The sequence below is a fragment of the Micromonospora sp. WMMD708 genome, from assembly GCF_049315245.1.
In the GTDB taxonomy this organism is placed as follows: domain Bacteria; phylum Actinomycetota; class Actinomycetes; order Mycobacteriales; family Micromonosporaceae; genus Micromonospora; species Micromonospora wenchangensis.
In genome coordinates, this window is sequence record NZ_CP186060.1 from 6,649,249 (window position 1) to 6,662,694 (window position 13,446).

General features: G+C 71.2%; 11 protein-coding genes. 7 read left to right on the top strand and 4 right to left on the bottom strand.

Annotation, left to right across the window (positions count from 1 at the left end; all coding sequences use genetic code 11):
• Positions 1–17 precede the first annotated feature (17 nt).
• Entirely contained in the window at positions 18–656 is a 639-nt protein-coding gene (locus tag ACN260_RS29545) for a PadR family transcriptional regulator (RefSeq protein ID WP_204925499.1), read from the bottom strand.
• 175 nt (positions 657–831) lie between these two features.
• Between ACN260_RS29545 and ACN260_RS29550 the strand changes: the two genes are divergently transcribed.
• The 3 genes from ACN260_RS29550 (at position 832) to ACN260_RS29560 (ending at position 6,092) form a co-directional block, all read left to right on the top strand.
• On the top strand, positions 832–1,278 hold the full coding sequence (locus tag ACN260_RS29550; protein ID WP_422754028.1) for a DUF5318 domain-containing protein: 447 nt from the start codon (positions 832–834) through the stop codon (positions 1,276–1,278).
• Between the two features lie 197 nt (positions 1,279–1,475).
• A complete protein-coding gene (locus ACN260_RS29555) occupies positions 1,476–4,418 on the top strand; it encodes a transglycosylase domain-containing protein (RefSeq protein WP_422754029.1) in 2,943 nt (980 codons plus the stop codon).
• A gap of 165 nt (positions 4,419–4,583) precedes the next feature.
• Positions 4,584–6,092 carry a glycosyltransferase family 87 protein gene (locus tag ACN260_RS29560; protein ID WP_422754030.1) on the top strand — a complete coding sequence of 503 codons (1,509 nt, stop codon included), beginning with the start codon at positions 4,584–4,586 and terminating at the stop codon, positions 6,090–6,092.
• A gap of 82 nt (positions 6,093–6,174) precedes the next feature.
• Here the strand turns inward: ACN260_RS29560 and ACN260_RS29565 are convergent, their stop codons facing one another.
• Together ACN260_RS29565 and ACN260_RS29570 are read right to left on the bottom strand one after the other, a co-directional pair.
• On the bottom strand, positions 6,175–8,391 hold the full coding sequence (locus ACN260_RS29565) for a hypothetical protein (RefSeq protein WP_422754031.1): 2,217 nt from the start codon (positions 8,389–8,391) through the stop codon (positions 6,175–6,177).
• Between the two features lie 6 nt (positions 8,392–8,397).
• A complete protein-coding gene (locus tag ACN260_RS29570; RefSeq protein ID WP_422754032.1) occupies positions 8,398–9,180 on the bottom strand; it encodes a deoxyribonuclease IV in 783 nt (260 codons plus the stop codon).
• 529 nt (positions 9,181–9,709) lie between these two features.
• Here ACN260_RS29570 and rpsF point away from each other — a divergent pair.
• The 4 genes from rpsF to rplI all read left to right on the top strand — a co-directional run bounded on the left by rpsF (position 9,710) and on the right by rplI (position 11,357).
• Positions 9,710–10,000: a 30S ribosomal protein S6 gene (rpsF, locus tag ACN260_RS29575; RefSeq protein ID WP_088643630.1), complete on the top strand. Its 291-nt coding sequence runs from the start codon at positions 9,710–9,712 to the stop codon at positions 9,998–10,000.
• A 78-nt stretch (positions 10,001–10,078) separates the two neighbouring features.
• Positions 10,079–10,615, top strand: a complete 537-nt coding sequence (locus ACN260_RS29580) for a single-stranded DNA-binding protein (protein WP_194822166.1) — start codon at positions 10,079–10,081, stop codon at positions 10,613–10,615.
• Between the two features lie 41 nt (positions 10,616–10,656).
• On the top strand, positions 10,657–10,896 hold the full coding sequence (gene rpsR, locus ACN260_RS29585; protein ID WP_007073789.1) for a 30S ribosomal protein S18: 240 nt from the start codon (positions 10,657–10,659) through the stop codon (positions 10,894–10,896).
• A gap of 14 nt (positions 10,897–10,910) precedes the next feature.
• Positions 10,911–11,357 carry a 50S ribosomal protein L9 gene (gene rplI / locus ACN260_RS29590; protein WP_422754033.1) on the top strand — a complete coding sequence of 149 codons (447 nt, stop codon included), beginning with the start codon at positions 10,911–10,913 and terminating at the stop codon, positions 11,355–11,357.
• Between the two features lie 107 nt (positions 11,358–11,464).
• Here rplI and ACN260_RS29595 read toward each other — a convergent pair whose 3' ends face one another.
• On the bottom strand, positions 11,465–13,141 hold the full coding sequence (locus ACN260_RS29595; RefSeq protein ID WP_422754034.1) for a hypothetical protein: 1,677 nt from the start codon (positions 13,139–13,141) through the stop codon (positions 11,465–11,467).
• Between the last annotated feature and the right edge of the window lie 305 nt (positions 13,142–13,446).

Consider the following 13,446-nt stretch of genomic DNA (forward strand, 5'->3'; position numbering starts at 1 on the left):
TGCCTCCTTCTTCTTCATCACGGCCGCTCTTTCCTGGACTCTCCAGGCGGAGGCGGGCTGTTGTTGTCTCGTGGACCGTCGGCCACCCCGGGTCGCGGGGCGGTCGGGGCACGGCCGGAGCGCTCGTTGGCGATGAGCTCCTCCAGCCAGCGGACCTCACGCTCGCAGGCGTCGAGGCCGTGGCGTTGCAGTTCCAGGGTGTACGCGTCGAGCCGCTCGGCCGCCCGGCCCAGCACGTCCCGAAGTCCTTCGCGACGTTCCTCGATCGTGCGCCGGCGGCCCTCCAGGATGCGCAGCCGGGTCGCCTGGTCGGTGCGGGCGAAGAACGCGAAGTGCACGCCGAAACCCGTGTCGTCGTACGTCTCCGGTCCGGCCTGCGCGATCAGTTGGGCGAACCGTTCCTTGCCCTCAGCGGTGATCTTGTAGACCACCCGACCGCGCCGGCTGGTCAGCGCGGGAACCTCCTCGGCGGTGGCCGGGGCGTCGGCGGCCTCGGTGATCCAACCCGCCGCCTGCAACCTGCGCAGGGTGGGGTAGAGCGAGCCGTAGCTGATCGCCGCCCGGATGGCGCCGAGCTTGGCGGCGAGCTCCTTGCGGAGTTCGTAGCCGTGCATCGGGGACTCCTGGAGGAGGCCGAGGATGGCGAGTTCCAGCACGGGCCACCCTTCCCCTGCCGTCGGGGCGGAAGGTCAACCGCCTCGATGTATCGGACCGATACATCGCACGTTAGTACCTCGATCGGTGTCCGGGCAAACCCCCGTTGCGCGCCGGCCTCTTCACGGATCGTGACGGTGGTCGCCCCACCCGACCGGAGCGCGTACCCTTTCCCGCATGCGTACGTCTCGCCAGGTGGTCGACTACTCGCTGCAGAAGCGGGCAGTGCTGCGTGACCTCCACGCCGGGCGGGTCGGCACGTACGACGTCTGCGACGCGTCGCCGTACCTGAAGAACGCCGCCCGCTTCCACGGCGAACCGACCGACGAACGGTGTCCGATCTGCCGGAGCGAGAACCTGACCCACGTCCACTACATTTACGGGGACGAACTCAGGCAGTCGGCCGGCCAGGCGCGCTCCCTGGCCGAATTGCCCGTGTTGGCGATGACGCTGCGTGAGTTCCAGGTCTTCGTGGTGGAGGTGTGCCTCGGCTGTGACTGGAACCATCTCGTCGAGCAGTTCCTGCTCGGCCGGGACGGGCTGGCCGAGGGCGGCCCGGAGCAGGGTGCGGCGGACGCCGCGACCACTGCCACGCAGGGGCGAAGGCGAGAGGCGCAACGGTGAACCTGGCTGATCCGGTCGATTCGGGTGGCGTACGACACAGTCACCGTGACCGGCGGCACCTCGGCCCGAATGGCCCGAATGATGTGGAATTTGCAGCGCGTCCCCGGCTCCGCGCCGGCCTCCCGACGCGTGTGTCAACTCACGGCAACCCGGTGGTGACGCCCCCGCGTCCCACCGCGACCGGCAGGGTGTGAGGAATGAACTCGTACGGCGATCCCAGTTCCCCGCGTGCGCGGGCCCAGGTACCGGGTTCGAACGGCGGCCCCGGACCGGGGGCGGACGACGGGTACCCCCGGCGGGGCGGTGACGCCCGGGGCGCGGCCCCGGCGGGCCGGGCCCCGGTCGGCGGTGCCGCGCCCACCGGGCGGGCCTCGGCGGCGGTCCCCCCGCCGCGCGCCACAGGTGGCGCCGCCGGATCGGCCTCCGTCGGCCGGGCCGTCCCGGGCCGGGCCTCCGTGCCGGTCTCGCCGGCCGGGCCGGGTCGGGCCTCGGTGCCGGTCTCCCCGGCCTCGCCGGGATGGGGTGGCCCGGGTCGGGCGTCGGTGCCGGTCTCCCCGGCGGGCGGGCCGGCCGGCCGGGCGTCGGTGGGGACGGCCTCCGCGGGCCGGGCCAGCGTCGGCGCGGCCTCGGTCGGCTCCGCCGGGCGGGCCTCCGTGGCGCGGGCCGGCGTCGCCCAGGTCAGCGGCGGGCCGGGTGGCCCGAACGGGCCGAACGGGCCGGGTCGTGGCCACGGCGGTGCGGGTGGCGGGCGCGGACGCGGTCCGGGTGACCCGGACGCGCTGGCGCGGGCGAAGCGGCGCAAGCGGATCAACCTGTTGATCGCCAGCTTCGCGGTCTTCATCATGCTCGCCGGCCTCGGCGTGGTCGGGTTCACCTACTACTCCACCACCGTCGTGCTGCCGAACCAGATCAAGCTGCCGCTGGCCACCACCATCTACGCGAGCGACAACAAGACGGTCATCGCCAAGGTGGGCGAGCAGAACCGCACCTTCGTCTCGATCAACCAGATCCCGCAGCACATGCGCGACGCGGTGGCGGCGGCGGAGGACAAGAACTTCTACGAGCACGCCGGTGTCGACTACAAGGGCATCGCCCGCGCCGCCTGGAACAACCTCTCCAACGGCGACAAGCAGGGTGCCTCGACGATCACCCAGCAGTACGCCCGCAACGCCTACGAGAACCTCCAAGACGACTCGTACGCGCGGAAGGTGAAGGAGGCGATCGTCGCCTCCAAGCTCAACGATCAGTTCACCAAGGAACAGATCATGGAGCACTACCTCAACACCATCTACTTCGGTCGCAACGCGTACGGCATCGAGGCGGCGGCCTGGGCGTACTTCGGCAAGTCGGTCTCGAAGGTCGACGTGGCCGAGGCCGCCGTGCTCGCCGCGTTGATCAAGCAACCGGAGCCGAGCGCCACGCACAAGGGCTTCGACCCGTCGATCAACCCCACCGAGGCCAAGGACCGCTGGGACTACGTCATCAAGAACATGATCGAGATGCGCTGGGTCGACGCCCCCGGCCGGCCGGCGCATCCGACGGAGTACCCGACGAAGACGTTGCAGACCCCCAAGGAATCCCGGTCGGGCGTCAAGTTCGGGGTCAACACCCCGATCGGCAACGTCATCAACTACGTGTCGGCGGAGATGCGGGAGAAGAAGCTCTGCACCGACAACGACGCGGAGGTGACCGAACGTAAGCCGCGCTGTTCGGCGATGCTCCGCGAGGGCGGTTACCGGATCAGGACCACCATCGACAACAAGGTGCAGAAGGCCGTCACCAGCGCCGCCCAGCGCAGCACCAAGGGCTCCGAGCTGGACGGCGCCCGCAAGAACCTGATGGCCGCCGTGGTCTCCATCGACCCGCGCAACGGCCGGGTGCTCGGCTACTACGGCGGGGACGACGGCACCGGCACCGACTACGCCGGGACCAACACCGACACCAACGGCAACGTCACCGGTGGGCACTCGCCCGGCTCCAGCTTCAAGATCTACACGCTGGCGGCGGCGCTGGAGGCCGGCAAGTCCGTCGAGTCGCGCTGGAAGGGCCGGGCGTTCACCCCGGAGGGCGTGGAGTTCCGGGTCAGCAACGCCGGCAACGACAACCCCAAGTGCGGGGACTCCTGCACGCTGCGGGAGTCGACGCTGCAGTCGTTGAACGTCCCGTTCTACCACGTCAGCCTGGACATCGGGCCCGACAAGATCGTCGACATGGCGGCCAAGGCCGGTGTCAGGATGATGTGGCAGACCAACGTGAGCCCGCCCAAGGGGCACGACCTGACCAAGGAGAAGGCCGCCGACCTGGCGCCCGACCCCTTCTACCACGTGGTCGCCTACGGCCAGTACCCGATCACCGTGCTCGACCACGCCAACGGCATCGCCACCTTCGCCAACAAGGGCATCTACAACAAGGCCCACTTCCTGATCTCCGCCGAGAAGCAGAACAAGGAGACCGGCAAGTGGGAGAAGCTCGGCGGTGAGCAGCTCAAGCCGCAGCCGCGGATCAACCCGGACGTGGTCGCCGACGTGACCGACGTGTTGGAGGCCTACCCGGGCCGGATCAGCCATTCCCTGGCGGACGGCCGGAAGTCGACCGCCAAGACCGGCACCTGGGAGCTCAAGGAGGGCACCAACCAGAACGGTGACGCCTGGACTATCGGGTACACCCCGCAGCTCGCCACCGCCGTCTGGGTGGGCAACAAGGGCAAGCGGGAAGCGATCAAGCTGAACAACGGCGACAACATCAGCGGTGCCACCATGCCCGGCGAGATCTGGGAACGGGTCATGAACGGCGCGCTCAAGGGCGAGGACAAGCTGGACTTCCCGCCGGCGGCGAACGTCGGTGACCCGGAGTCCGGCAACGGCACCCCGCCGCCGCCCCCGCCGCCGCCGTCGAACCCGAACGGCCAGAACTGCGCCCCGACCGACCTGCAGTGCCTCCTCGGCGGCGGCAACCAGGACGGCAACAACCAGGGTGGGAACCAGGGCGGCAACCAGGGTGGGAACCAAGGCGGCAACCAGGGTGGGAATCAGGGAGGGAACCAGGGGGGCAATCCACTGACCCCGCCCAACCAGAATCTCCCCGGCCAGAACGGCGGGAACGGCGGCGGCCTGCTGCCGACCCCACGCGCCCGGGACTGAGCCGAACCCGCACCGACGAGCGTCAATGCCGCTGCCGGCGACCTGCAGACCTGCGGTCGCCGGCAGCGGCATGTCGCGGGTGGGATGGTCCGCGTCGGGCGAACGGATTCCGCACCGCGACATGCTGCTCGTCCGGGAGCCATTCATAGGGCAGGATGCATTCTCATGAGCACCCAGCCGACGGCCGGCATCGACGACGCCGGGAGCAGCGACCACCCGTCCCGATCGGACGGCTTCGTCCGAGGCGTCTCCGAGGCGATCGGCGGGCCGCTCGGCGACCATGCGGTCGCCGTCGACCGGCCCGCCGGCCGGGAGAGCCGGTTCTGGACGGCCGCCCGGATCGTGCTGGCCCTGGCCTGCCTGACCCTGGCCCTGCACTGGGTGCAGAAGGCGCCCTGCCAGAACGGTGCCTGGCAGAACAACATCCAGTACACCCGGATGTGCTACACCGACGTGCTGGCCCTCTACTACGCCGAGGGCCTGCACGAGGGCAAGGTCCCCTACCGGGACCACCCGGTGGAGTACCCGGTGCTCACCGGCTACATGATGGGCGCGCTTGGCCTGCCGGTGCACTCGCTGGGCGTCGACGACCCGACGATCAACCAGGGCCGCTGGTTCTACAACGCCAACGCGTTGACCCTCAGTGCGCTCGCCGTCGCCACCGTCGGGGTGATCCTCGCCCTGCGCCGTCGACGACCGTGGGACGGAGCCCTGTTCGCCCTGGCACCGGCGTTGTTCCTCACCGCCACCGTCAACTGGGACTTCCTCGCCATCGGGCTGGCCGCCTTCGGGCTGGCCGCCTGGGCGAAACGACAACCCGCCCTGGCCGGCGTCCTGCTCGGTCTCGGCGGCGCGGCGAAGATGTGGCCGCTGTTCCTGCTCGGCCCGATCCTGATCCTCGGCCTGCGCGCCGGTCGGCTACGGGCCGCGCTCACCGCCGTCGCCACCGGCCTGGTCGCGCTGGTCGCGGTGAACCTGCCGACGGCGATCCGCTACCCCGACAACTGGGGACGGTTCTTCGAGCTGAACACCACCCGACCCATCGACTGGGGCACGCTCTGGTACATCGGGCGGTACCTCGACGGCAAGGTGAACACCGGCGCCCCCGGCGACCAGGGCCCGTTCCAGTGGCTGAACGCCAACATCCCGACCCTCAACAACCTGTCGTACGCCCTGTTCGGGCTGGCCTGCATCGGCATTGCCGTACTGGCGCTGCGGGCACCCCGACGGCCCCGGCTGGCCCAACTCGCGTTCCTGGTGGTGGCCGCCTTCCTGATCTTCAGCAAGGTCTGGTCGCAGCAGTTCGTGCTCTGGCTGCTGCCGCTGGCGGTGCTCGCCCGTCCCCGCTGGGGGGCCTTCCTCGCCTGGCAGTTCGCCGAGGTGTGCTACTTCGCCGCCTTCTACGGCGAACTGCTCGGCTCGGCCACCAGCCGGCCGGTCTTCCCCGAGGGGGTCTTCGTGCTGGCCTCGTCGCTGCGGCTCGGCACGGTGGTGGTGCTCTGCGTCCTGATCGTCAAGGACATCCTGCACCCGGAGCGCGACGCGGTCCGCCAGACCTACCTCGACGATCCGGACGGCGGCGTGCTCGACGGGGCCCCCGACGCCCCCTGGCTGGACAGATTCCGCCGCAAGACCCCCACCCCCGAACCGGAACCAGCCCCCACCCCCGCCTGAAACCACTCAACCCCAACCCCCACCCGGACGTGCTGGTCCGGGACGCCCATGCGCCCGGCAGACCCCCACCGCAACCCCGACCTCAGAGACGGAACACGACGGCGTTGCCGACCTGCTGGCGGGTGATGCCCAACTGTTCGACCGGCGCCTCCACCGTCACCTCCCACGGCGTACCGACGATCTGGTCCCGTAGCACCACCACGTTGCGCACGCCGAGGGTGCGCAGGTAGTCGACGCTGGTCTGGTCGGGGAAGGCCGCCGACACCCGGCGTACGTCGTCGAGCTGCTTCGGGGTGAAGCCGCTGCCCCCGTTGACCACCTGCTGGAACCGGGTGGTCGACCAGAGCATCACCGGCTGGTCCTGGTTCTGGCCACTGGGCAGCACCAGCAGCGGACCCTCCACCGTGCGCATCGCCACCGGCTGCTCCGGCACGACCGGGTGCGGGGTGTCGTTCAGCCCTTCCACCAGCACCAGCAGCAGCGGCAGCAGGGTGACCGCCCGCAGCCACGGCGACGGCCGGGCGGGCACCCGGTCGGCGCTGATCTCGCGTACCCGTCGGGCGAAAGCGCTCACCGCACCGGCCGCGAGCAGGCCGAGCAGCAGCGTCGTCCAGAGCATCATCCGCCCCGGCGTACGCAGCCCGTTGAACCCCGGCAGGTGCTCGAACAGCGGGGCGTAGGTGAAGGTGCCGTCGAAGAACCGGGTCCCCATGGCCAGCACCATGGTGACGATCACCCCGGCGAGCATCAGCAGCCGGTGCCGCAGCCGCCACACCGAGAAGAAGAGCCCACCGGCCGCCAGCGCGTACAGCACGAAGCCCGGCAGCAGGGTCATCTCCGGATGCCAGGGCAACGCGGCCCGCGCCCCCTCGTGCAGCCCGCCCCAGATCCACGACTCGGCGGGCGCGGTGAAGAAACCGCTGGCCGGCGGCGAGTAGACACCGATGTCGCCGAGCGTGCGTTCCGCGTTCGGGTGTAGCTCGGCGACCTTGAAGTACGGCACCGCCAGCAGCGCGCCGACGGCGGCGAAGAGCAGCCCGCCGACCAGGTCGGCGATGAACAACCGACGACCGAAGGGCCGCCGCGCGCCCCGTAGCCGCCGCCAGAACCACACCGCCGCCGAGACCAGCAGGGTCAGCGCGAGGACGTACGCGAACACCAGGCCGATGCCGAAGCCCAGGCTGAGCTGCCAGGCGGCCACCACCCACCCGGCGTACGCCCAGCCGGCCCGGCGGCGTTCGGGGCGGTAGCCGTGCCGCAGCGACCAGCCGTGGCCCCGGGCCAGCATGGCCAGCGCCAGCGGGATACCACCGTTGGAGACGATGTGCAGGTGCCCCGCCTGGGCCAGCAGCCAGGGGGCGTAGGTGTAGCTGACCCCGGCGACCGCCGAGCCGATCCGGCCCGCGCCCAACTGCCGGGCCAGCACGTACGCCCCGAAGGTGGCCATCGCGTGGGCCAGCACGAACATGATGTTGTAGCGGAGCACCGCGGCGTCCGGGCCGGTGCCGAGCAGGCCGGCCGGGGCGTACCCGAGCAGCATGTCGGAGAAGGCGAAGCTCCACGGCTCCGGGAAGAACGTGTTGGACTGGAACAGCTGCCCCGGGTTCGTCCGCAGGGCGTGCCCGGACCAGGCCATCTGCCAGGCCTGGAGACTCGGATCCCAGTAGTCCTGGGGGAGCGTGTAGAGCGGGTAGCGCAGGGTGGGCCAGGTCAGTCCCACGGCCAGGGCGAGCGAGGCGAGGACGGCGAGCGTCCACTCGTGCACCAGGAACCGGCCGGTGGCGCGGACGGCGCGTCCGGGGCGGCCGGGCACCGGCTCCGGCGCGGGCGCGAACGAGGTCCACGGATCGGCCTCGGCGGCCGGCTCCTGCCGCTCCGCTCCGCTCCCGGCCGGCTCGTCGCTTCGGTCCTTGCCGGCCTCGTCTTTCCCGGCCTTGTCCTCGCCGGGGTCGTCCTTCTTCGCCTCGTCCGTGCCGGCGTCGTCCTTGCCGGCCCTGCTTCTGCGGAACATGTCCTTCCAGGTCCTGCGCCTGCCGGTCTGGTCGGGCGTAGTGCCGGTCTGGTCGGCTGCCGCCGCTGCGGGCTTCTCCGTCGTCGTCCCCGCCAGCTGGGCCTCTGCGCCGGACCCGGCCGGCTTCAGGTCGGAGTCGGTGGTCGGGGGTAGCCCGTTACCGTCCGGCTCGGAGCTGTCGCGCGCGTCGGGCGCCGGCCGGTCCTGCGGCGATCCCGCCCCGGGGGTGGGGTCCGTGCCGCCGGTCTGCCGTGAGGGTGGGCTGCCGCCCGTCGCGTTGGTGGTCATCGCCGTTCAGGCCCCCGTGCCGAGCTGTTCGCGGAGGAAGGCGATGTCCGCGCCCTGGCCGGTCGCCCCGCCGGGGGTCTCCACGATGACCGGGGCGTCGGCCGCCCGGATCACCGCCACCAGCAGCTCCGGGTCGATGGTGCCGCCGTCGAGGTTGTCGTGCCGGTCCTGGCCGGAGTTGAACCCGCCCTTGGAGTTGTTCGCGTGCACCAGGTCGATCCGGCCGGTGATCGCCTTGACCCGGTCGACCAGGTCGAGCAGTTCCTCGCCACCGGCGTACGCGTGGCAGGTGTCGAGACAGAAGCCCACCTCGTAGTCACCGAGGGCGTCCCAGAGCCGGGCCAGCGCGTCGAGCCGCCGGGCGCAGGCGTTGTCGCCGCCGGCGGTGTTCTCGATCAGCACCGGGACGGGGAACCCGCCGGAGTCGGCCGCGTACGCGAAGGTCTTGCGCCAGTTGTCGAAGCCGACCGCGAGGTCGTCACCGGCGTTGACGTGGCCGCCGTGCACGATCAGCCCCCGGGCGTCGAGCTGCGCCGCCGCGGTGGCGTGGCCCAGCAGCAGCTTGCGGCTGGGGATGCGGATCCGGTTGTTGAGGGTGGCCACGTTGATGACGTACGGGGCGTGGACGTAGATGTCGACCTCGGCGGCGCGCAGCCGGTCGGCGTCCTCCCGGGGTTTCGGGGCCTTCCAGCCCTGCGGGTCGGAGAGGAAGAACTGCACCGCCTCGGCGGCACGGGTGGCCGCCTCCGCCAACGGGTCGGCCTGGTCGACGTGGGCTCCGATACGCATGCAGGCGAGCCTACGTCCCGCCCCCGACGTGCGAGAGGTGACGGTCGCGGGCAAGTCGCGCCCGTCCGCCGCCGCGCGGAGCGTACGGCGTCACCGGTCGGGGCCGGCGATCGTTGAGGGGAGTGGAACAGCCGGACGAATAGTTTCAATTCGGCTATCACGTGACGATCGTCGTTGTATCGTCAGATAACAACAGGATGAAGCTCCGCGGGGTGTCCTCGATCCAACCTCATCGGTGTGGTCGTTCCTCCCCAGGTCCCACCCAAGGAATGCGGACGGGACGCCCCGCGGCCCCGTGGACAGGGGTCCGCCGTCAGCCTTCGGGTGTCGCGGCGGACCCCTGTCGCCGTCCCCCGCCCCTCACCGCCGGCCGGCCGGGTCGACCTGTCCGGGGGTGATCGTCGGGACCGGGTATCCTGGTCCGGTTGTCCGCGTCCGGCCGGGTTCCCCCGGCGCGGGGCGGGCACGACGCACGACCTCCTGCCACGGAAGGACCGTGGCCGCCTAGCCCACAGGAGGTGAGCACGTCTTGCGTCACTACGAAGTCATGGTGATCCTCGATCCCAGTCTCGAGGAGCGCACCGTCGCCCCGTCGCTCGACACGTACCTGAACGTGATCCGGACCGCGGGTGGCTCGGTGGAGAAGACCGACGTGTGGGGCCGCCGGCGCCTCGCGTACGAGATCAACAAGAAGGCCGAGGGCATCTACGCCGTCGTCGACCTTCAGGCGACGCCGGAGGCGGTGGCCGAACTCGACCGCCAGCTGCGGCTGAACGAGTCCGTGCTGCGCACCAAGGTCATCCGGCCGGAGATGCGCTAAGCATTCAACCCGGTTCGCCCGGATCAGCCTCGTCGGAGATGTCGCACGGTTCTGAGAACCTGTACGACGCAACGATGAGTGCGCGAGGAGATGGTCATGGCAGGAGACACCACCATCACGGTCATCGGCAATCTGACCGATGACCCCGAGTTGCGGTTCACCCCGTCCGGTGCGGCGGTCGCCAAGTTCCGGGTCGCTTCGACGCCCCGGTTCATGGACAGGACCACCAACGAATGGAAGGACGGCGAGCCGCTCTTCCTGGCCTGCACCGTGTGGCGGCAGGCGGCGGAGCACGTCGCCGAGTCGCTCCAGCGCGGCGCCCGCGTGATCGTCTCGGGACGGCTGCGTCAGCGGTCGTACGAGACCCGCGAGGGCGAGAAGCGCACCGTCATCGAGCTCGAGGTCGACGAGATCGGCCCGTCGCTGCGCTACGCCACGGCGAAGGTGCAGAAGATGTCGCGCTCCGGTGGCGGCGGCGGTGGCTTCGGCTCCGGTGGCGGTGGCAACCAGGGCGGCGGCGGAGGCAACTTCGACGACCCCTGGGCGTCTGCTGCTCCGGCCCCCTCCTCCCGCGGTGGTTCGGGCGGCAACTTCGACGAGGAGCCTCCGTTCTAATGGCGCCGAGCGCCCGCGATCGCAAACCAGGAGCACGTGCAATGGCCAAGGCTGCGGCACTTCGCAAGCCGAAGAAGAAGGTGAACCCGCTCGACAAGGACGGGATCACCTATATCGATTACAAGGACACCGCGCTGCTGCGCAAGTTCATCTCCGACCGCGGCAAGATCCGCGCTCGGCGGGTGACCGGGGTCACCTCCCAGCAGCAGCGGCAGATCGCCCGTGCGGTCAAGAACGCCCGCGAGATGGCGCTCCTGCCGTACACCGCCACGGCCCGCTGAGAGGAGGCACCGACATGAAGATCATCCTGACCCAGGAAGTTTCCGGTCTCGGTGCCCCCGGCGACATCGTCGAGGTCAAGAACGGCTACGGCCGTAACTACCTGCTGCCGCAGGGCTTCGCGATCAGCTGGACCAAGGGTGCGGAGAAGCAGGTCACGGTCATCAAGCGGGCCCGCTCGGCCCGGGAGATCCGCGACCTCGGCCACGCCAACGAGGTCAAGGGCCAGCTCGAAGGTCTGAAGGTCAGCCTGAAGGTCCGCGCCGGTGACGGCGGTCGGCTCTTCGGCTCGGTCACCCCGGCCGAGGTCATCGACGCCGTCAAGGCGGCCGGTGGCCCGACCCTCGACCGCCGTCGGCTGGAGATGCCCGGTCACATCAAGTCGACCGGCTCCTACCCGGTGAAGATCAAGCTGCACCCCGAGGTGTCCGCCACGTTCGACCTCAACGTCGTCCAGGGCTGACCTCACCGCACACGGCACCACCCGTCGTGGCCCGCACCGGCATCCGGTGCGGGCCACGACGCACTTCCCACCGGGCACGGCCCCACAGGGGCCTCGGCACCGCCCGCTCAGCCGATCGGCTGACCGGTGACCGCACTGATCATCACGGTGGACAGGCCGCCGCCGACCACCGCCGCCGCCAGCGCCACCGTCGCCGGCCGCCAGGTCGTCCCGACCCGACGCAGCAGCACCGCCACCACCAGGCTGCTCAGCAACGACAGACCGAACCGGGGGCCACCCGCGACCAGCGAACCCAGCGCGTGGGTCCGCGGCGGCTCACACCCGCCCCCGCTGATGTCCGTGACACAACCGGCTGGCGGCTGACCGTCCAGGGTCAACAGCCACAGGAACACCAGCACCGCCGGCACCAGGTAACAGGCGGCCGTGTAGACCAACGGACGCAGCGGACCACCCGGGTCCGGGTCGAGCAGGTCGTCCTCCAGACGACGGTTCCACGAGCCGGCGCCCACCGAGCCGATCCGCTCCCGCAGCGAGGACGCCGACGCCGCCCGTCCGGGCACCGACGCCGCCCGCCGGGACGCCGACTCGGCCCGACGGCCCGGAGCCGCCCGGGGACGCGGCGCGGTGTAACCCACCACGGGGGACCGGGGCGCCGACGTCGGCGGGTCCATCCAACGGGGGTCGTCGCCCGCCAGGCGGGTACCCGACCAGAAGCCCTCCGGTTGCTCGCCCCACGGCCAGCCCTCCCCGGTGACCGGCTGCGACGACCGGGGCGGCACCGACCGTTCCCACCGGTCCCCGTCGCCCGCGTCCCGCCGGTCGGGCCCACCCCGGTCCCACGGGTCGACGCCCGCGCGGTCCGGCCGGTCGACCCGGCCCGGATCCCGGCCGTCCCACCCGTCACGGTCCGTGCCCACCGGACCCCACCGGCCGACGTCCGTCCGGTCCCACCCGGCGGTGTCGGTGAACCGGCCCCACTGGCCGGTGCTGTCGCTCTGCCCCCACCGCGACGACCCGCCGAGCCGGTCCCACCGGTCGTCGGTGGCGGGACTCTGCCAACCGTGCACACCGGAGGCGTCCCACGGGTCCACCGCGGGGCGGTAGTCCGGTTCCGGCTCGGCCGACCGGCTCCACGGGTCGGCCGCCGGACGGCTCGCCGGGTCGGTCAGCGGCCGGGCCCACGACTCGTCGGTGTTGCGTCGCCGACGCCGGGGCGGCTGCTCGGGAACGGCCTCCACGGGCAGGTCGGAATCGTCACCGCCGGACCAGATCACCTCCGGACGACGCGACGACGCCCGGCGCGGACGGGCCGTCGGGGCCGCCCCGGAGACCGGCTCACCCTCGTCGGCGTCCGCCCGCCGGCTCCCGACGTATCCCTGCTCCTGCTGGGGGCGGTCGAAGGTCCACTCGCGGGTGTGGTCGTCCGAGCCGGGGCCCGCGCCGATCGCCCGCGCCTCCCGGCGCTCGCTCTCCCGCCGCCGCCTGGCCGCCCGCCGGCCCACCCCGGCAGCCCGGCGGGTGTCGTCCTCGTCGTCGTCCGGGGCGGCGTGCCGGCCCCGTCCGTCGGCGTGCGCGATGCCCGACTCGACCGCCCATCGCGGCAGGTAGGCGTCGACAGGCTCCTGCTGGCCACGCTCGACCGCCCGACGCCGACTCGGCGTACGGTAGCGGTCCGTCGAGGAATATGAATCCGACGGAACCGGGTCGCCGAGGTCGTCCCACGGGGCGATCGGCTGACGCGCGCGCGGGCTGCCCTCCCCGCGCTCCCAGTCCCGGTAACTCACGGCCGGAGCGTGACCCTTCTCAACCGAAAGTGCAATCCGCTGTCCAGGTGTAGCCGTTTCGCAGAGATAGTACGGGAAGACCGACCCAAGAGCCTTACCGGAAAATATTCGTCCACAGGGTGTGGATAGTGAAACCGCAGCTCACAGCGTTGTGGCCCTGAATTCCCCCACAGTTTTCCACAGGCTGTGCACACGCTGCGCACATGGTTGTCCACGCGCGTCCACAGGTTGTCCCGAGGCTCATCCACCGCGCCGGTTGAGGGTCTGACCTCGCGGTCCGTATCGTGGGGCACCGACCGGTCGCG

Coding starts and splice junctions, on each gene's coding strand:
- ACN260_RS29560 (WP_422754030.1), top strand. CDS start 4,584: ATGAGCACCCAGCCGACGGCCGGCATCGACGACGCCGGGAGCAGCGAC.
- ACN260_RS29550 (WP_422754028.1), top strand. CDS start 832: ATGCGTACGTCTCGCCAGGTGGTCGACTACTCGCTGCAGAAGCGGGCA.
- ACN260_RS29565 (WP_422754031.1), bottom strand. CDS start 8,391: ATGACCACCAACGCGACGGGCGGCAGCCCACCCTCACGGCAGACCGGC.
- ACN260_RS29570 (WP_422754032.1), bottom strand. CDS start 9,180: ATGCGTATCGGAGCCCACGTCGACCAGGCCGACCCGTTGGCGGAGGCG.
- ACN260_RS29555 (WP_422754029.1), top strand. CDS start 1,476: ATGAACTCGTACGGCGATCCCAGTTCCCCGCGTGCGCGGGCCCAGGTA.
- rplI (WP_422754033.1), top strand. CDS start 10,911: ATGAAGATCATCCTGACCCAGGAAGTTTCCGGTCTCGGTGCCCCCGGC.
- rpsR (WP_007073789.1), top strand. CDS start 10,657: ATGGCCAAGGCTGCGGCACTTCGCAAGCCGAAGAAGAAGGTGAACCCG.